Source organism: Streptomyces sp. NPDC014882, assembly GCF_043081325.1.
GTDB lineage: Bacteria > Actinomycetota > Actinomycetes > Streptomycetales > Streptomycetaceae > Streptomyces.
This window is the reverse complement of sequence record NZ_JBIBWL010000004.1, coordinates 467,040-485,904: the sequence shown is the minus strand read 5'-3', so window position 1 is coordinate 485,904 and position 18,865 is coordinate 467,040. Positions and strand designations below refer to the sequence as shown.

At 72.5% G+C, this 18,865-nt stretch carries 16 protein-coding genes; 4 read left to right on the top strand and 12 right to left on the bottom strand.

Going from position 1 to position 18,865, the window contains the following annotated elements; all coding sequences use genetic code 11:
- Positions 1-31: 31 nt before the first annotated feature.
- From galE to ACF09K_RS13290, 12 genes are all read right to left on the bottom strand, one after another.
- Positions 32-1,054 (bottom strand): UDP-glucose 4-epimerase GalE, encoded by a 1,023-nt coding sequence (galE, locus tag ACF09K_RS13345; RefSeq protein ID WP_392243104.1) that lies wholly within the window; start codon positions 1,052-1,054, stop codon positions 32-34.
- 40 nt (positions 1,055-1,094) lie between these two features.
- Positions 1,095-2,966 (bottom strand): glycosyltransferase, encoded by a 1,872-nt coding sequence (locus tag ACF09K_RS13340; protein WP_392243103.1) that lies wholly within the window; start codon positions 2,964-2,966, stop codon positions 1,095-1,097.
- Positions 2,963-3,991, bottom strand: a complete 1,029-nt coding sequence (locus ACF09K_RS13335; protein WP_392243101.1) for a UDP-glucuronic acid decarboxylase family protein — start codon at positions 3,989-3,991, stop codon at positions 2,963-2,965. The genes ACF09K_RS13340 and ACF09K_RS13335 overlap by 4 nt, the downstream gene beginning before the upstream one ends.
- Positions 3,992-4,315: 324 nt before the next feature.
- Positions 4,316-5,731, bottom strand: a complete 1,416-nt coding sequence (gene aspA / locus ACF09K_RS13330; RefSeq protein WP_392243100.1) for an aspartate ammonia-lyase — start codon at positions 5,729-5,731, stop codon at positions 4,316-4,318.
- Positions 5,732-6,067: 336 nt separating this feature from the next.
- Positions 6,068-7,084: an asparaginase gene (locus tag ACF09K_RS13325; protein WP_392243098.1), complete on the bottom strand. Its 1,017-nt coding sequence runs from the start codon at positions 7,082-7,084 to the stop codon at positions 6,068-6,070.
- A 123-nt stretch (positions 7,085-7,207) separates the two neighbouring features.
- Positions 7,208-7,963 (bottom strand): FadR/GntR family transcriptional regulator, encoded by a 756-nt coding sequence (locus tag ACF09K_RS13320; RefSeq protein ID WP_392243097.1) that lies wholly within the window; start codon positions 7,961-7,963, stop codon positions 7,208-7,210.
- Between the two features lie 118 nt (positions 7,964-8,081).
- The gene (locus ACF09K_RS13315) at positions 8,082-8,918 is read right to left on the bottom strand and encodes an undecaprenyl-diphosphate phosphatase (RefSeq protein WP_392243095.1); all 837 of its coding nucleotides are present in this window, start codon (positions 8,916-8,918) and stop codon (positions 8,082-8,084) included.
- A gap of 90 nt (positions 8,919-9,008) precedes the next feature.
- On the bottom strand, positions 9,009-9,374 hold the full coding sequence (crcB, locus tag ACF09K_RS13310) for a fluoride efflux transporter CrcB (RefSeq protein WP_392243094.1): 366 nt from the start codon (positions 9,372-9,374) through the stop codon (positions 9,009-9,011).
- Positions 9,371-9,751, bottom strand: coding sequence for a DUF190 domain-containing protein (locus ACF09K_RS13305; RefSeq protein ID WP_392243093.1), 381 nt, complete (start codon positions 9,749-9,751; stop codon positions 9,371-9,373). The genes crcB (ACF09K_RS13310) and ACF09K_RS13305 overlap by 4 nt, the downstream gene beginning before the upstream one ends.
- A complete protein-coding gene (gene crcB, locus ACF09K_RS13300; RefSeq protein WP_392243091.1) occupies positions 9,748-10,203 on the bottom strand; it encodes a fluoride efflux transporter CrcB in 456 nt (151 codons plus the stop codon). The genes ACF09K_RS13305 and crcB (ACF09K_RS13300) overlap by 4 nt, the downstream gene beginning before the upstream one ends.
- A 183-nt stretch (positions 10,204-10,386) precedes the next feature.
- The gene (locus ACF09K_RS13295; RefSeq protein WP_392243089.1) at positions 10,387-11,946 is read right to left on the bottom strand and encodes an arabinogalactan endo-beta-1,4-galactanase; all 1,560 of its coding nucleotides are present in this window, start codon (positions 11,944-11,946) and stop codon (positions 10,387-10,389) included.
- 103 nt (positions 11,947-12,049) lie between these two features.
- Entirely contained in the window at positions 12,050-14,071 is a 2,022-nt protein-coding gene (locus tag ACF09K_RS13290) for a beta-galactosidase (protein WP_392243087.1), read from the bottom strand.
- A 227-nt stretch (positions 14,072-14,298) separates the two neighbouring features.
- On the opposite strand from ACF09K_RS13290, the gene ACF09K_RS13285 reads away from it, so the two are divergent.
- From ACF09K_RS13285 to ACF09K_RS13270, 4 genes are read left to right on the top strand one after another with little or no spacing between them, the layout of a single operon-like run.
- The gene (locus ACF09K_RS13285; protein ID WP_392243085.1) at positions 14,299-15,621 is read left to right on the top strand and encodes an extracellular solute-binding protein; all 1,323 of its coding nucleotides are present in this window, start codon (positions 14,299-14,301) and stop codon (positions 15,619-15,621) included.
- Positions 15,618-16,541 (top strand): carbohydrate ABC transporter permease, encoded by a 924-nt coding sequence (locus ACF09K_RS13280; RefSeq protein WP_392243083.1) that lies wholly within the window; start codon positions 15,618-15,620, stop codon positions 16,539-16,541. Before ACF09K_RS13285 ends, ACF09K_RS13280 begins: the two co-directional genes overlap by 4 nt.
- Entirely contained in the window at positions 16,538-17,455 is a 918-nt protein-coding gene (locus tag ACF09K_RS13275) for a carbohydrate ABC transporter permease (protein ID WP_392243081.1), read from the top strand. Before ACF09K_RS13280 ends, ACF09K_RS13275 begins: the two co-directional genes overlap by 4 nt.
- Entirely contained in the window at positions 17,452-18,483 is a 1,032-nt protein-coding gene (locus tag ACF09K_RS13270; RefSeq protein ID WP_392243079.1) for a LacI family DNA-binding transcriptional regulator, read from the top strand. The genes ACF09K_RS13275 and ACF09K_RS13270 overlap by 4 nt, the downstream gene beginning before the upstream one ends.
- Positions 18,484-18,865 lie beyond the last annotated feature (382 nt).

The following is an 18,865-nucleotide window of genomic DNA, read 5'->3' as shown; positions in this document are numbered from 1 at the left end:
TCCTGTCTTGGAACCGCCGACGGCGGCGGTCTCAGTGGGTGTAGCCGTGGGGGTTGAGTTCCTGGAACCGCCAGGCGTCACGGCACATGGCGGCGAGGTCACGGGTGGTGGTCCAGCCCCAGGCCGCGGCCACCGCGCTCGCGTCGGCGACGAGTTCGGCGACGTCGCCCGGTCGGCGGCCGACGATCCGGCAGGGGACGGGCCGGCCGCTCGCCTCGCGGAAGGCGGCGACCAGTTGGAGCACGGAGGTGCCGGTGCCGGTGCCGAGGTTGAACACCCGCATGCCGGTGCGGTCGTCCAGGTGCTCGACGGCGATCCGGTGTCCCTCCGCGACGTCCATGACGTGGATGTAGTCGCGGACCCCGGTGCCGTCGGGCGTGGGGTAGTCGTCCCCGAAGACGTCCAGCCGCTCCCGCCGGCCCACGGCGACCTGCGCGACGTACGGCATGACGTTGTCGGGGACGCCCTGCGGGTCCTCGCCGAGCAGGCCGCCGGGGTGGGCCCCGACCGGGTTGAAGTAGCGCAGGGCCAGCACCTTCAGCCGCGGCTCGTGGGCGCAGACGTCCTCCAGGATCCGCTCGCACGTCAGCTTGGTGCGCGCGTAGGGGTTGGTGGGCGCCACCGGGCTCAGTTCGGTGAGGGGCATGGTCCGCGCGTCGCCGTAGACGGAGCAGGAGGAGGAGAAGACCAGCCGGTGGACGCCGTGCTCCCGCATGACGGACAGCAGGGCGCAGGTGCCGCCGACGTTGGTGTCGTAGTACTCGACCGGCCGGGCCACCGACTCTCCCACGGCCTTGTGGGCGGCGAAGTGGATGACCGCGTCGACCTGGTGGGCGGCGAACACCCGGCCGAGGGCCTCCCGGTCGCGCACGTCGACCCGGTGGACGCCGGCGAGCGGGCGTCCGGCCGTCTTGACGATGCGGTCCAGGACGTGCGGGGAGCTGTTGACGTGGTTGTCCACGACGACGACGTCGTGGCCGTGGGCGAGCAGTTCGACGCAGGTGTGGCTGCCGATGAAGCCGGCGCCGCCGGTCACCAGGATCGTTCGGGGCATCGGGTGACTCGTCCTTTCTCGGGGACGGCAGGCCGCGGTGTCAGTTCGCGAGGAAGCCGTGCAGGTAGGTGGGGAACAGCAGCAGCGCCCAGGCCAGCGGCACCAGGGCCACGAGGCCCGCGGTCAGCGGCAGGGCGGCGGTCCGCAGCGCCCGGTGCACACCGACGCCGGCCGACCTCGCGCTCTCCCGGATGTGCAGCACGCCGACGGCGAGGGTCACCAGGCCGTACGACACGGAGCCGAGCAGGCACAGGAACACGTAGCCGACCGCGGGGCCGGTGAGCTGTCCGACCACGGCCGCGCCGGACAGGACGACGGTGATCAGGAGGTAGGGCAGCATCACCCGCAGGGGCAGCGGTTCCATGCCGTCGCGGGTCTTGGGCGTGACCTTGAAGACGACCTTCCTGGGCCGCACGCGCTGCACCAGGGCGGCGGCCACTCCCCAGGCCACGTACGGCCAGCGGGTCAGCCCGAACAGCCAGCCCTCCCAGCTCAGCAGCGGCGCGTCGACGGGCCGCAGCAGGCCGCGCCGCCGCAGCAGCCCGGTGAGCAGGAGCAGGAAGAACGACATGGCCCAGAAGTGCAGCAGGAAGGCGCCGTAGTCGACGTTGATCCACGGACGGCCCGTCACGGCGGCGATCGGGGGGAGCAGCAGGCCGGCCGTGGTGGTCAGGGCGAGCAGCGGATAGTACGAGAGGGCGAAGGCGAACCGGATCCGGAGCCGGCCGGGCATGCGCCGCAGGTGCTTGGGGAGCATGCCGAGCAGCATCACCACCAGGCTCCGCGACCACTGGAACTCCTGGGTCACCATGGCGGCGAAGGTGAGGGGCCCGTCGCCGTGCGCCTCCGCGTCGATGGCGAAGGCCCCGTGCCAGCCGGCCGAGTTCAGCAGGAACGTCGTCGAGAAGTCCTCGGCCAGCTCGGGCCCGATCCCGCCGATGTCCCGCAGGGCGCGGGTGCGCACGGCGTAGTGGGAGCCGATGCACAGCGGTGCCAGACCGTCGGAGTGGCCCAGTTGCATCGGTCCGTGGAACGTGGCCTCGCGGTGCAGCCGCCCGCGGGCCGACCACGAGGTGCGCGCGTTGGCGTCGCAGACGCTGGGTGCGGCCACGTAGCCGACGGCGGGGTCGGCGAAGGGCCGGACCATCTCCGTCAGGTAGCGGGGGTGGGGCACGTGGTCGACGTCGAGCTGGGCGACCACGTCGTAGTCGGCGTAGCCCCAGTGGTCGTAGAAGTGCGCGAGGTTGCCCTCCTTGCACCGGGTGCGGCGGGGCCAGACGTCGCGGTGGTACGCGGGGACGCCGCGCCGGCAGGACACGCGCACGCCGTGGGCCTCGCACCAGGCCAGGATCTCCCGGGTCGGGTCCTCGTCGCACAGCCACACGTCGTAGGGGTGCGGGAAGTCCTGACGCAGCATCGCGTCCAGGGTGGTGCGGGCGACCTTCCACGGCTCCGACGGCGCCCTGGTGACCACGAACGCGGTGCGCAGCCCGGGCACCCCGACGGCCGGGTCGAAGGTGCGCATCCGCACCATGACGACGACGAAGTACAGCGGCAGGACGGACAGGTACAGCAGGAGCGCGCTGTTCACCGCGAACCCCGCCCAGCCGATCCGGTGCTCCGGACGCAGCCACCACTCCCAGAAGCAGACCAGGGCCGTCCACCAGCACACCGCGAGCAGCGACACCTTCATCCGGTCGAGGCGCCCCAGCCGGGGCTTCCAGGTGCCGGGCGCCGGTTCGAGCGATCGGGCCGGCTTGCCGAAGACGGGCCCGTCGGCCGGCGTGTCGACGACGTTCCCGGCCGAGAGGGTGTACAGACGGTTCCGCAGGGACCCTTCGCGGGTGCCCGGCAGGTGCCGGGCACCGTCCAGGACGACGGCGGCCGGGCGGCCGTGATCGGTCTGGGTCACGACGCCGTGCCGGTCGCGCCGACCGGGCACGACCGCTCGGGGACGACGCCGTCCTGCTGCCCGCCGCGGATCGCCGAGAGCGCGGCGGCGATGTCGTCGGGCCGGGAGGCGAACCACCGCACCGTCCGGCGCAGACCGTCCTCGATGTCGATCTCCGGGATCCAGCCCAGCCGCTGTACCGCCCGGGCGATGACCGGCCGGCGGCGGGTGGGGTCGTCCACGGGCAGCGGATGGAACTGGACGTCGGCCCGGGACCCCGTCAGGCGCAGGACGGTCTCCGCGAGTTGCAGGACCGTCAGTTCGACAGGATTCCCCAGATTCACCGGACCGGGTTCGTCGTGGTCGAGCATGGCGATGATTCCGCGCACCAGATCGTCGACGTAGCAGAAACTCCGGGTCTGCTTTCCGTCCCCGTAGACGGTCAACGGTTCTCCGGCGAGCGCCTGGACGACGAAACTGGAAACGACGCGCCCGTCGTGCGGACGCATGCGCGGACCGTACGTGTTGAAGATCCGCATGATTCCCGTGTTGGTTCCGCGGTTCGTCCGGTAGGCCTGGGTCAGCGCCTCCGAGAACCTCTTCGCCTCGTCGTAGACGCTGCGGGGCCCGACGGGATTCACGTTGCCCCAGTACGTCTCGTCCTGGGGGTGCACCTCGGGGTCGCCGTACACCTCGCTCGTGGAGGCGAGGACGAAGCGGGCGTCGTGGCGCGCCGCCAGGCGCAGGGCGTTCTCCGTTCCGCGGCTGCCCACGGCGAGCGTCTCCAGCGGACGGGCGAGGTAGTCGGGGGGCGAGGCGGGGCTGGCCAGATGGGCCACCGCGTCGACGGCGCCCGGTACGTCGGCCGACCTGCTGACGTCGCCGCGGACGAGTTCGAAGGCGGGGTTTCCGAGGAAGGGGGCGATGTTGGCGGGGTCACCGGTCGAGAAGTCGTCGAGGCAGACGATCTCGTCGCCGCGTCGCAGAAGCGCCTCGCACAGATGCGACCCGAGGAAACCGCCGCCACCTGTCACGACCACACGCATGCATTCTCCTGGATTCACCGAGGGATTCCATCGCTCCGCCCGGCGCGTGATGGGGTGACAGACGTTCAGCAGGGCAGGAGACGGCCTTTTTCGAAAGGCCGCGAATTCAGCATATGAGCGTCAGTAACACTGTTCGGAGAACGGCGAGAGGGGCTGCGCCGATCGGCGGTGGCGTCCGCGGGCGCCCCGGCGGGTGTGCGCGCCGGGGCGCGGCGCTCACGGGGTCGCGCCGCGTCGGGCGCGCTTCATCCCTGGGTGTGACGGCGGCCCGCGTGTCGGCCGGGTGCGGAGCACCGGCCCCGGCCGCACGCGGGACGGCGTTCCTCAGGGCGTCCGCGTCGCGCCGCGGCCGGCGAGTGTCTCCGGGCGCAGCAGGGCGGCGAGCCGCTCGGCGGGGAGCAGGCCCTTCTCCAGGACGAGTTCGGCGACGCCGCGGCCGGTGACGAGGGCCTCCTTGGCGATGTCGGTGGCCGCCGTGTACCCGATGTGCGGGTTGAGGGCGGTGACCAGGCCGATGGAGTTCTCGACGCTCGCGCGCAGCACCTCGGTGTTGGCGGTGATGCCGGACACGCAGCGCTCGGCCAGGGTCAGGCAGGCCGTGCGCAGGTGGGTGACCGACTCGGACAGGGAGTGCAGGATGATCGGCTCGAAGGCGTTGAGCTGGAGCTGTCCGGCCTCGGCGGCCATGGTGATGGTGACGTCGTTGCCGATCACCTCGAAGGCGACCTGGTTGACGACCTCCGGGATCACCGGGTTGACCTTGCCGGGCATGATGGACGAACCGGCCTGCACGGGCGGCAGGTTGATCTCGCCGAGCCCGGCGCGCGGCCCGGAGGACAGCAGGCGCAGGTCGTTGCAGCTCTTGGAGAGCTTGACCGCGATCCGCTTGAGCACGCCGGACACCTGGACGAACGCACCGCAGTCCTGGGTCGCCTCGACGAGGTTGGCGGCGGTGACGAGCGGCAGGCCGGTGATCCGGGCGAGGTGGCGGCGGGCCGACTCGGCGTAGCCGGCCGGCGCGTTGAGCCCGGTGCCGATGGCGGTGGCGCCGAGGTTGATCTCGTGGATCAGCTCGGCGGCCTCGGCGAGGCGGCCCCGGTCCTCGTCGAGCATGACGGCGAAGGTGGAGAACTCCTGCCCGAGGGTCATCGGGACGGCGTCCTGGAGCTGGGTGCGGCCCATCTTCAGGACGTCGCGGAACTCGACGGCCTTGCGGGCGAAGGCGTCCTGGAGGACGGCCATGGCCTTGAGCAGCCCGCGCACCGCGAAGACGGTCGCGACCTTGACGGCGGTCGGGTAGACGTCGTTGGTCGACTGCCCGAGGTTGACGTCCTCGTTGGGGTGCAGGTGCCGGTACTCGCCCTTCGCGTGGCCCAGCAGCTCCAGGGCCCGGTTGGCGACGACCTCGTTGGCGTTCATGTTGGTCGAGGTGCCCGCGCCGCCCTGCACGACGTCCACCACGAACTGGTCGTGCAGCTCGCCGGCGCGGATCTCGCGGCAGGCGGCGACGATCGCGGCGGCCTTCTCCGGTGCCAGCAGGCCCAGTTCCTCGTTGGCGAGGGCGGCGGCCTCCTTGACGGCGGCGAGGGCGTCGATCAGGTGCGGGTGGGCGGAGATCGCGGTGCCGGTGATGGGGAAGTTCTCGGTGGCGCGCAGGGTGTGGATGCCCCAGTACGCGTCGGCGGGGACGTCCCGGTCCCCGAGCAGATCGTGTTCGCGGCGGCTGACGGCGACGGTCATGAGGGTGCGGCCTCTTTCCGGGGAGGGAGGGAGAGTGGGTGCTCGGGGCTGCGGCCCCGGGCCGGGGCGCGTGCCCCGGCCGGGCGGAGCGGGGGTCCGGGGCGGCGGGCTCCGGAGTCACGACGGCGAGGACCGCCGGGGAAGGGACCGGAGACGACCGCCGGGGACGGGACCGGAGGCGACCGCCGGGGACGGGCCGAGGGGGACCGCCGGGGACGGGACCGGAGACGGCCGTCGGAGACAGGCGGCGGGGACCACCGCGGACGGAACCGGAGACGCCCGCCGGGCCGGCGGCCCCTCCCCCGTCCGGGCCGGCGGCTCGGGCGCCGCCGGGCCTCACGCGCGGGCCGGCTGGGTGACCGGGTCGAGGGCGTGAACCGCGCGGACGCTGCCGACGGGCCGGCCGCCGCCGAGGAGCGGCTCGCCGGCGAAGGGCGTGAGCAGCGCGGGGTCGACGCCCGCCCGCGCGAGGGCGGCCGCGGTGACCGGGACGCGGGCCCGGTTCGCGCCGTCGGAGATCTTCACGGCGACGGCCCGGCCGTCGGGGAGCGCGGCGACCTCGACGCCCTCGAAGCCGTCCTTGGCGAGCAGGCCGGGGACGGCCCGCATCAGGGCGGCTACGTCCCGGCCGGAGCCGGAGACCATCTCGGGGTGCGCGCGCATCGCGTCCGCCACCCGCGCCTCGGGCGTGCCGGGCGCGGCGGTGGTGATGCGGGCGAGGGCGCGCGCCAGGCCGTTCAGGGAGACGGCGAAGAGCGGCGCGCCGCACCCGTCGACGGTCACCCGGGCGACGCGCCGGCCGGTGAGGTCCTCGACGGTCTCGGCGACGGCCCGCTGGAGCGGGTGCCCGGGGTCGAGGTAGCCGTCGAGGGGCCAGCCGTTGAGCCCGCAGGTGTACAGCATGGCCGCGTGCTTGCCGGAGCAGTTCTGGGCGAGGCGCGAGGCCGGGCGGCCCTGGCGTGTCCAGGTGTCGCGGACGGCCGGGTCGTACGGCAGGTCCGTGACGTTGCGCAGGTCGTCCTCGGTGACGCCGGCCCGTTCGAGGATGCGCCGGGTGCCGGCGAGGTGGCGTTCCTCGCCGGAGTGGCTGGCGGCGGCGAGCGCGAGCAGCTCGCCCTCGAGCGGGAGCCCGGCGCGCACCATGGCGACGGCCTGGACGGGCTTGAGCGCGGAGCGCGGGTAGAAGGCGACCTCGGTGTCGCCGAGCTGGAAGGCGACCTCGCCGTCCGTGCCGAGGACGACGACGGAGCCGTGGTGGACGCCCTCGGTCACCTCGCCGCGGACGAGGCGGGCGACGGGGACGTGGCGGGGTTCGCGGAGGGCGGGCGCGTCGGCGGGAGGGCTGCTGTACATCACTGCCTGGTCACTGGTGGGTGGGCGGGGGCCGACGGCGGGGTCACGCGTCGGTCCGGGAGGGGGTGCGTGCGCGGCGGACGCGGGTGGCGTGCGGGCCGGCGGGGAGCGTGGCGGCGATCGTCACGTCCTCGGGGCGCCGTTCGCCCGGCGTCCGGGTCCGTCTTCCGGGGAGGGGTCGGCGCGCGGGGGGCGCACGATGTCGGTGAGGGTCGTCTCGACGCGGTCGAGGTGGTGGCTCATGGCCGCCAGCGCGTCGGACTCGGAACCGTCGGTCAGCGCCTCGACGATGGCCCGGTGTTCGCGGTTGGACTGCTCGCGGCGCCCGCCCAGCTCGTTGAGGAAGGCCGACTGGCGCGCCAGGGCGTCGCGGATCTCCTCGATGACCCGGCGGAAGACCGGGTTCTGCGCGGCCTCGGCGACGGCGAGGTGGAAGAGCGTGTCCATCGCGACCCAGGCGGTGGTGTCGGTCTCCCGCTCCATCCGGTCCAGGAGGTGGGCCAGGTGGTCCAGGTTCTCCGGGGTGCGGCGGACGGCCGCGTACCCGGCGACCGGGATCTCGATGTGGCGGCGCACCTCGAGCAGGTCGCTGGCCGCGTAGTCGCCGAAGGTGGGGTCCTCGACGGTGTGGGCGACGACGAAGGTGCCCTTGCCGGTCCGGGAGACCGTCAGGCCCATGGTCTGCAGGGCGCGCAGGGCCTCGCGCAGGACGGGCCGGGAGACCTCGAGGGTGCGGCACAGTTCCGCCTCGGAGGGGAGCTTGTCCCCGATGGCGTAGTGGCCGCGCTCGATGGCGCCGCGGAGGTGGGTGAGCACCGCTTCCATCGCGCTGACGCGACGGGGTGCCGGACCACCTGTCTGGCTGTCTGACAGGTTCACGGGAGTGATACTCCGGGTGCCCGGAGGCCGCTGTCAAGGCGGGCGGGGGAAAACCCGGCGAGCGGCCGGCGTGCCGTCGGATCTCCCGCCTCCGCCCGGGTCTGCCGTCGAGGCCGGGTCAGCTGTCGAGGACTCCCGTGGCCAGCAGCGCGAACAGCAGCACGCCCACGACGATCCGGTAGACCACGAACGCGTTGAAGGAGTGCTTGGCGACGAACCTCAGCAGCCAGGCGATGGAGGCGTAGGCGACCGCGAAGGACACGGCCGTGCCGACGGCCAGCGGCGCCGCGCCCGCTCCGGTGCCCAGGGCGTCCTTCAGCTCGTACAGGCCGGCGCCGGTGAGGGCCGGGATGCCGAGGAAGAAGGACAGCCGGGTGGCGGCGACCCGGTCGAGGTCGAGCATCAGCGCGGTCGACATGGTGGCGCCGGAGCGGGAGAAGCCGGGGAAGAGCAGGGCCAGGATCTGGGAGCTCCCCACCAGCATGGCGTCCTTGAAGGAGATGTCGTCCTCGCCCCGCTTGTGCCGGCCCGCCCGGTCGGCCGCCCACATCACGGCGCTGCCGGCGAGGAGCGAGCCCGCGACCACCCAGAGCGAGGCCAGGGGGCCCTCGATGAGCGGTTTCGCGGCCAGGCCGACGACGACGATCGGGATCGTCGCCCAGATCACCCACCAGGCGAACCTGTAGTCGTGGTGGTGCCGTTCGCCCTTGTCGGCGAGACCGCGGAACCAGGCGGAGACGATCCGCGCGATGTCCTTGCGGAAGTACACGAGGACCGCGGCGATCGCGCCGACCTGGATGACGGCGGAGAACCCGACGACCGCGTCGTCGTCGACCGGGATGCCCATCAGGCCCTCGGTGATCTTCAGATGTCCGGTGGAGGAGACGGGGAGGAACTCGGTCACTCCCTCGACGGCTCCGAGGACGACGGCCTGGCCGACGGAGATGGCGCTCATGGGATCCTGTTCTGCGGGTGGGGCGACGGTGCGGTGCACAGTCCTACCAGCCGCGGGTGTGTTCCCCGGTGGTGACCGCGCCGTCCGCCGTCACGACCACACCGTCTGCGCGATCCACACCCCCGTGAAGGCGGCCCCGGCGCCCGCCGCCACGCTCGCGACGACGTTCGCGGCGGCGTGCAGTGCCGCTCCGGTCTCGCTCAGCCGCAGCGTCTCGTAGGAGAAGGTGGAGTAGGTCGTCAGGGCCCCGCAGAAGCCGGTGCCCAGGAGAAGGCGCAGGTGGGAGTCGGTGACGGCGGCACCGGTCACCAGGCCGAGGACGGCGCAGCCGACGACGTTGACGACGAGGGTGCCCCAGGGGAACACCGAGTCGTGCCGGGCCTGCACCGCGCGGTCGGTCAGGTACCGCAGGGGCGCGCCGGCCATGCCCCCGGCGGCGACCAGCAGCCAGTTCACGACGACCTCTTACCTTTGCCGTCCGGTTCGCCCCGGTTCGGGCCGCGGCCGACGTAGCGGATGACCTCGCACGGGTCGAGGATGACGAGCCCCTCGGTGACCAGCTCGTCGAGCTGCGGCAGGAAGGCCCGCACGCGCTCCTCCGTGTCGACGACGACGACGGCGACCGGGAGGTCCTCGCTGAGGGAGAGCAGGCGCGAGGTGTGGATCAGCGAGGAGGCGCCGAAGCCCTCGATGCCGCGGAAGACGCTGGCGCCCGCCAGCCCCGCCGCGTGGGCCCGGTGCACGATCTCGGTGTAGAGGGGCCTGTGGTGCCAGGTGTCGTTCTCGCCGACGAAGACGGTCACGCGCAGGGCGCTGCCGGTGAGCCTCGTCATCGCTGCCTCCGGATCAGGGTGCGGCGCGTCGCGGCGGCCGCGAGCCACACCGCCGTGAGCGCCGCGAGGGGGGTCGCCGCCAGGTAGGCCAGCGCCGTACGGGGGTGCCCCGTGTCGAAGAGGCGCTGGAGGTCGACGGCGTAGGTGGAGAAGGTGGTGAAACCGCCGAGCACGCCGGTGCCGAAGAAGGGGCGCACCAGCCGGTGCACGGTCAGCGCCTCGGTGATCAGCACCAGGAACACGCCGATCACGGCGCAGCCGACGACGTTGACCCAGAAGGTGGTCCACGGGAACCCGTCGGCCGTCGAGGGCCACCACAGCGAGGCCGCGTAGCGGGCGGTGGCACCCAGCCCCCCGCCGGCCGCGACCACGGCGACCGCCGGCAGCTGCCCCGCGGCGGCCGGCCTGCGCGGGGCGCCGCCGCGGAGGCTCTCGGTCTCGGGGGCCGTCATGTCGTGCGTCTCCTGCCTCGCTCCCCGGTCGCCCCGGCTCGCGGGGTGATCACGGCTGGTCGACAGGGTAACGCCGAACCGATCGGCGCCGGTGGCCTCCGGCCGGCCGCGGGTCCCGGCAGCCGGGACCCGGCCGCCGGGTCGCGGCCGGGCCCCGGCGTCACGGGGCCGGGTGGTCGCGGGTCAGCGGTGGCCGAACCACGCCGTCGACGACAGCGCCCGGTCGTCGTAGCCGAACAGGGCCTGGTTCTCCCAGCCGTTGCCGGACGCGGCGTCGGCCGGGTCCCAGCCGTTGCCGTCGACGGCGGTCCAGGTCGCCTCCCAGTAGAAGACGCCGAGGCCGCGGCCGTTCGGGACCGCCTCCACGATGTTCGCCACGGAGTTCATCCAGGCCAGCTGTCCGGCCGCGGTCGCCGGGTAGCCGGAGACGAGTTCGCCCGGCAGGTCGATGATGTTCTCGTGCGCGTCGTCGCTGTCGAGGCGGAACGGGTAGGCCGTCTCGGCGACGAAGACCGGCTTGCCGTAACGGGAGGCCGCGTCGTCCAGCGTGGTCTGGAAGTCGGTCAGGGTGCCGTGCCAGTAGCCGTAGTAGGACAGGCCGATGGCGTCGAACCTCACGCCGTTGGCGACCGCGCTGTCGAACCACCAGCGGGTGCCGGCCAGGTCGCCGCCCTTGGCGAGGTGCAGGGCGACCGGGGTGGACGGGTCGACCGCCTTGACGGCGGCGTAGCCGGAGTTGAGCAGTCCGGCGAGCTGGCCCCAGTTGTCGGTGGAGCCCTCGCTCCACAGCATGCCGCCGTTGATCTCGTTGCCCACCTGGACCATGTCGGCGGTGGTGCCCTGGGCCTTCAGCGCGTCGAGGACGTCGTACGTGTGCTGGTACACGTCCGTCCTGAGCCGGCTGTACGCATGCCCCGCCCAGGCAGTGGGCTTGGTCTGGGCGCCCGGGTCGGCCCATATGTCGGAGTAGTGGAAGTCGACCAGGAGCTTCTGGCCGGCGGCCTTGACCCGCTTGGCCGTGGCGAGCACGCGCGCCTTGTCGTTGTAGCCGTCGGCGGGGTTCACCCACACCTTCAGGCGCGCGTAGTTCATGCCGGCGTTCTTCAGGACGGCGACCGGGTCGGCGGCCGTGCCCGACGCGGTCCGGTACACACCGCCCTTGGCCTCGCTCTTGGCGAGGGAGGATATGTCGGCGCCCTTGATCGCCAGTCCGCCCGTGCCGGACGTGAAGGTCAGGTCGTCGACGTTGATCCAGTTGCCGGCGTTCGCGTCGCTGTTGACGCTGACCGTGCACCGGTTGCCCGTCACCCTGACCGGGACGACGATGCGGATCCATCCGCTCGCCGAGACCGGCAGGTCGGTGCGCTGCTCGGCGCCGCCGCAGTTCCTCAGGGCCAGGTAGGCCGACTTCTGGCCGCCGCCGGAGCGCACCCAGGCGGTGAGTCTGTAGGCGCCGTCGGTCAGCCCCGACAGGTACTGGTAGGTCTCCACCTTGTAGGCGGCGGACGACCAGTGGCTGAGGCGGTGGCCGCCGCCGTGTCCGCCGGACTCGGTGAACGAGGCGCCGGTGTCGCCGTACTCGGACCAGCCGGCGGGGACGGCCGCTCCGGCGCCGTCGGCCTCGAAGCCGGCGTTGGTGAGCGTGGCGGCCGCCTGCGCGGTCTGCGCCGGCAGGGCGGTGAGGGCGAGCCCCGCGGTGAGCGGGAGCAGCAGGGCTCTGAGCGTGCGTCTGGGATGGAACATCGTCGTCCGTCGTCCCTTCGACGTGATGGGGATGGGTCTCCCTCGAAATGAGGGACCCCCTCCGCCCGCGGCTCGCGGCTCCACGGGCGGAGGGGGAGTCGGCTCAGCCGTCGAGTCGTACGACCCGTACGGCTCCCGCCGGTACCGCGAGGCGGCCGGCGGCGCGTTCGCCCGTGAGCAGCTCGGTGCCGGAGGCCTCCAGCGGCACCTTGGCGTCGGTGGCGGTGTGGTTGATCGCGAAGAGGTAGCTGCCGCTCTCGCCGGAGCGGCGCACGACCTCGACGTCGCGGGGCAGGCCGGCGCGCGGGGCGATCCGGGCGTCCTCGGCGGCCCGGCCCAGCAGGGCGTCCAGGCCCTCGGCGCCGAGCCGGGTGGAGACGTACCAGGCGGTGCCCTCGCCGAGGCGGTGCCGGGTGACGGCCGGGCGGCCGGCGGTGAGGCCGTCGGCGTAGGTCCAGACGGTCTCGGCGCCCCGCGGCTCGACGAACTCGGTCCACACGTCGCCGCTCAGCTCCGCCCCGTCCGGGCCGGTGATCCGGACGCGCCCGCCCCGCAGCAGGGGGGAGAACTCCTCGACGGTGAGGCCGAGGACGTCGCGCAGGGCGCCCGGGTAGGGGCCCTCGTGCACGGCGTCGTGCTGGTCGACGATGCCGGAGAAGTACGACACGACGAGCGTGCCGCCGCCTTCGACGTACTCCCGGAGGTTGTTCCCGGCCGCTTCCGTCATCAGGTACAGGGCGGGCACCACGACCAGCGGGTACTTCGCGAGGTCGGCCTCGGGGTGGGCGAAGTCGACGGTGAGGTGGCGGTCGTAGAGGGCCTCGTAGAAGGCGTCGGCGCGCTCGCGCGCGTCGTGGTCCTCGCTGGGGCGCCAGTCGAGGTTCTGCGCCCACCAGGAGTGCCAGTCCCACAGGACGGCGACGTCGGCCTCGGTGCGGGTGCCGCGGACGGCGCCCAACGACTCGACGGCCGCGCCGAGTTCGACGACCTCGCGCCACACGCGGGTGTCGGTACCGCCGTGCGGGACCATCGCGGAGTGGAACTTCTCGGCGCCGCGCCGGGACTGCCGCCACTGGAAGAACATGGCGCCCTCGGAGCCGCGGGCCACGTGACCGAGGGAGTTGCGGGCCATCTGGCCGGGGGCCTTGGCCGGGTTGCGGGGCTGCCAGTTGACGCCCGAGGTGGAGTGCTCCAGGAGGATCCAGGGGGCGCCGCCGGCGACGGAGCGGGTGAGGTCGGCGGCCATCGCCAGGTTGACGTGGGTGCGGCGGCCGTCGGTGATCAGGTAGTGGTCGTTGGTGACGATGTCGACCTCGCGGCCCCAGGCCCAGTAGTCGATCGAGTCGCACTGGCTGAGGGCGGTCATGAAGTTGGTCGTGACGGGGACGCCGGGCGCGAGGCGGTGCAGGATGTCGCGCTCCATGCGGAAGTTCTCGCGCAGGGTGGCGTCGGCGAAGCGCCGGTAGTCGAGCGCCTGGCCGGGGTTGCCGACGGTCGGGGTGGTGCGCGGCGGGTTGATGTCGTCGAGGGCCGCGTAGCGCTGGCCCCAGAAGGCGGTGCCCCAGGCCTCGTTGACCGCGTCGACGCTGCCGTACGTCGTCTCCAGCCAGCGGCGGAAGTGGGCGGCGCAGGACTCGCAGTAGCAGGCGGAGACGGGGACGCCGTACTCGTTGTGGACGTGCCACATCGCGAGCGCCGGGTGGTCGCCGTAGCGCTCGGCGAGCCGGGTGGCGATGTTCGCCGCGGCCGCGCGGTAGTCGGCGTTGCTGTGGCAGATCGCCCCGCGTGAGCCGAACTCGTGGCGGACGCCGTCGGCGGTGACGGGCAGGGCGTCGGGGTGCGCGCGGTAGAACCAGACGGGCGGGGCCACGGTGGGCGTGCCGAGGTCGACGCGGATGCCGTTCTCGTGCAGCAGGCCGATGATCCGGTCGAGCCAGCCGAAGTCGTACTCCCCCGGCGCGGGTTCCAGGAGCGCCCAGGAGAAGATCCCGACACTCACCATGGTGACGCCGGCCTCGCGCATGAGCCGGACGTCCTCCTGCCAGACGCTTTCCGGCCACTGCTCGGGGTTGTAGTCCCCACCGAAGGCGAGCCGGGTGAGGCCCTTGGGGGTGGTCTCCGGCATGGATTTCTCCCGATTGATCGACCATTTGGGAACGTGCACACACGTTTTCGGCGGTGCGAGCCCAACATAACCGCACAGCAACAACCATTGACAAGTGTCCGGGATGTTTCTCTACTGTGAACGCTCACAGAAGCATGGCGGGGCCTCGCGTCGGGCGAGGACACCGGTCCATGTGACGCATGGCAGGTTCCCGCAGCAGGTGGGAACCCCGGTCAGGGGAGAAACCCATGCCCAACACCCAGCGCCGGCGGCTCTTCAGGGTCGCAGCGTCCGCCGTCGCCGTCGCGCTCGGCGCCACCGCACTCGCCGCCTGCGGCTCGTCCGACGACGAGGCCCGGTCGGGTCCGGTCTCGCTCACGTACTGGACGTGGACGCCCGGCATGGACAAGGTCGTGGACCTGTGGAACAAGGGACCGGGCAAGAAGGAGCAGATCACCGTCACGGTGAAGAAGCAGGCGTCCGGCGACACGCTGGTCACCAAGATCCTCACCGCGCACAAGGCGGGCAAGGCCCCCGACCTGGTCCAGGCCGAGTACCAGGCGCTGCCGACGCTGGTCAGCAACGACGCGCTGGCGGACATAGCGAAGGACGTCGGCGACGCGAAGAGCAAGTTCGCCGACGGCGTCTGGCAGCAGACGACGCTGGGCACGGACGCGGTCTACGCGGTGCCGCAGGACATCGGCCCGATGATGTTCTACTACCGCGAGGACCTGTTCGAGAAGTACGGCCTGACCGTCCCCACCACCTGGGAGCAGTTCGCCGAGACCGCCCGCGCGCTGAAGAAGAAGTCCCCCGGCACGGACCTGACCACCTTCTCGGCCAACGACTCCGGACTCTTCGCGGGCCTCGCCCAGCAGGCCGGCGCCCAGTGGTGGACCACCGCCGGCGACAAGTGGCAGGTCGGCATCGACGACGCGGCCACCAGGAAGGTCGCCGACTTCTGGGGCGGCCTCGTCGCGGAGGGCGCCGTCGACAACCAGCCGATGTACACCCCGGCCTGGAACAAGGCGCTCAACACCGGCAAGCAGATCGCCTGGGTCAGCGCCGTGTGGGCACCGGGCACCCTGACCACCGCCGCCCCGGACACCAAGGGCAAGTGGGCCATGGCCCCGCTCCCCCAGTGGTCGCAGACCGACGACGTCACCGGCAGCTGGGGCGGTTCGTCCACCGCCGTCACCACGGACTCGAAGGACAAGGAGGCCGCCGCGAAGTTCGCCGCCTGGCTGAACACCGACGGCGACGCGCTCAACGCGCTGGCCAAGGAGAGCGGCATCTACCCGGCCTCCACCTCCGCCCAGCTCAGCGGCGCCTTCATCAACCCGCCGGAGTACTTCTCGAACCAGGCGGACTTCTACACCACCGCCGCGAAGATCGCGAAGACCACGGCGCCCTCCGCCTGGGGCCCGAACGTGAACGTCGCCTACACCACCTTCAAGGACGCCTTCGGCGCCGCCGCGAAGAACAGGTCGGACTTCTCCGCCGCCCTGGAGAAGATGCAGGCGGACACCGTCGCCGACATGAAGAAGCAGGGCTTCGAGGTCTCCGAGTGACGAGCGCACGCCGGAAGCCGTACGGGGTCAAGGGGGCCCCGTACGCCTTCCTCCTCCCCGCCACCGTCCTGTTCGCCCTCTTCTTCGCGCTGCCCATCGGGTACGCGGTCTGGCTCAGCTTCCGCAAGGTGAGGGTGTCCGGCCTCGGCCTGGGCTCCGGCGCCCGCAAGGAGGTCTGGGCCGGCCTGGAGAACTACGCCGACGCCTTCACCGACAGCGAGCTGCTGGACGGCACCCTGCGCGTCCTCGGCTACGGGTGCGTCGTCGTCCCGGTGATGCTGGGACTCGCCCTGGTCTTCGCGCTGATGCTCGACTCCGACAAGGTGCGGCTGGCCCCGTTCACCCGCCTCGCGATCTTCCTGCCGTACGCCGTCCCCGGCGTCGTGGCGGCGCTGCTGTGGGGCTTCCTGTACCTGCCGGACGTCAGCCCGTTCTACTTCGTGCTGGACCGGCTGGGCCTGCCGCAGCCGGACCTGCTGGACGGCGGCCCGCTGTACCTCGCCCTGTCCAACATCGCGGTGTGGGGCGGCACCGGCTTCAACATGATCGTCATCTACACCTCGCTCCGGGCCATCCCTGCCGAGGTGTACGAGGCGGCCAGGCTGGACGGCGCCACCCCGCTGCAGATCGCGCTCCGGATCAAGATCCCGATGGTGGCGCCCTCGCTGGTGCTGACCTTCTTCTTCTCGATCATCGCGACCCTCCAGGTGTTCAACGAGCCGACGACCCTCAAACCGCTCACCAACTCCGTCTCCACGACGTGGAGTCCGCTGATGAAGGTCTACCGGGACGCGTTCGGCACCGGTGACATCCACGCGGCGGCCGCCCAGGCCGTGATCATCGCCATCGCCACGCTGCTGCTGTCCTTCGGCTTCCTGCGGGCCGCGAACCGTCGCAACAAGCAGGGGGCAGCCCAGTGAGTTCTCCCGCCGTCCACAAGGCCCCGTCCGCGGCCGGCACCGCGGCCGGCACCGCGGGCGCCGACCGCGGCCGCCCGCCGCTGCGCCGCCGCGTCGCCCTGGTCCCCACGATCACGCTGCTGCTCGGCGCGCTGTACTGCCTGCTGCCGGTGGCGTGGGTGGTGATCGCGTCCACCAAGTCGGGCAGCGAGCTCTTCTCCACCTTCACGTTCCTGCCGGGCAGCGGCCTCACCGACAACATCGCGGACCTGAACGCCTACCGCGACGGCGTCTACTGGAAGTGGATGGGCAACTCCGCCCTCTACGCCGGTCTCGGCGCCCTGCTGTCGACGTGCGTGTCCGCGTTCAGCGGCTACGCGCTGGCGACGTACCGCTTCCGCGGCCGCGAGACGATGTTCAACGTCCTGCTGGCGGGCGTGCTGATGCCGCCGGTCATCCTGGCCGTGCCGCAGTACCTGCTGATGGCCCAGGCCGATCTCACGGACTCCTACTGGTCCGTGCTGCTGCCGCAGATCCTCTCCCCCTACGGCGTCTACCTCTCGCGCATCTACGCGGCCGCGGCCGTGCCGGCCGACGTGGTGGAGGCCGGCCGGATGGACGGGGCGAGCGAGTGGCGGATCTTCACCCGGATCGCCCTGCCGATGATGGTCCCCGGCATGGTGACGGTGTTCCTCTTCCAGTTCGTCGCCGTGTGGAACAACTTCCTGCTGCCGTACATCATGCTCAGCGACGACGAGAAGTTCCCGATCACGCTCGGCCTGTTCACGCTGCTGGAACAGGGCGCCAACGCACCGGCCCTGTACACCCTGGTGATCACCGGCGCGTTCCTCGCGGTGCTCCCCCTGGTGGCGCTGTTCCTGGTCGTCCAGCGGTTCTGGAGTCTGGACCTGCTGTCCGGGGCCGTAAAGTCATGACCATGAGCAACACCGGGGGCAGGCGCAGGCCGCCGACCATCCATGACGTGGCGCGCGAGGCGGGGGTCTCACGAGGGACCGTCTCGCGCGTGCTCAACGGCGGCCACTACGTCAGTCCGGCCGCCCAGCAGGCGGTCGACGCCGCCATCCGCAGGACGGGTTACGTCGTGAACCGGCACGCCCGCTCCCTGATCACGGGCCGCTCCGACTCCGTCGGCTTCCTGCTGACGGAGCCCCAGGAGCGGTTCTTCGAGGACCCCAACTTCAACGTGCTGCTGCGGGGTTGCACCCAGGCACTGGCCGCGCACGACGTCCCCCTGCTGCTGATGCTGGCCGGGACCGAGGACGAGCGGCGGCGCATCACCCGGTACATCACCGCCGGGCACGTCGACGGGGTGCTGCTGGTGTCCAGCCACTCCGGGGACCCGGTCGCCACCGAACTGCGCGAGGCGGGCGTGCCGCTCGTCGCCTGCGGCAAGCCGATCGGGATCGGGTCGAAGGTCAGCTACGTGGCCGCCGACGACCGCGACGGCGCCCGGGACATGGTGCGCCACCTGCTCGACCGGGGCCGGCGCCGGATCGGGGTGGTCACGGGCCCGCTGGACACCCCCGGCGGTGTGGAGCGGCTCGCCGGCTACAAGGAGGTGCTCGCCGAGGCGGGCATCGGGTTCGACGAGCGGCTGGTCGTGTCCGGGGACTACAGCCGGGCCAGCGGTGACGCGGGAGCCGAGCGGCTACTGGCGCAGGCCCCCGACCTGGACGCGGTGTTCGTCGCGTCCGACCTGATGGCACAGGGGGTGCTGGCCGCGCTGCGGCGGGCGGGCCGCAGGGTGCCGGAGGACGTCGCGGTCGGCGGCTTCGACGACTCCCCCGCGGCCACCTCCTCCACCCCCGCGCTCACCACGATCCGCCAGCCCTGGGACCGGATCAGCAGCGAGATGGTCCGCGTCCTCCTCGCGCAGATCGGCGGCGAGGACCCGGCCGCGGTCATCCTCCCGACGGAACTGGTCACCCGCGAGTCGACCTGAGGGCGGCCGGGGCCGGATGCGGGGCCGGATGTGGGGCCGGATGTGGGGCCGGATGACGGCGGGCCGGGAAGGGGGACCGCCCGGGCGCGCGGCGACGGAAGCGCACCTCCCCGCCGCCGAGTTCGGTCACCGGTTCGGTCGTCACGGCCCCCCACACACCCGCCCTCCCCGCACGGCGCCCACCCGCCCTCCCTGCGCTGCGCTGCGCTGCCGCGGTGCACGCGTACACCGCGACCCGCGGCGACCGGGGGCCCGGCCGCGGGTCGCGGTGATCACCGCGGAGGTTCCGCCGCCGCGGATCCGGCCTCCGCCGCGGCACCGCGCTCCTCGTGACAGCCGCGGCGGAGGGTCGTGCGGCGCCGGTGACGCCCGGGGCCGAGGA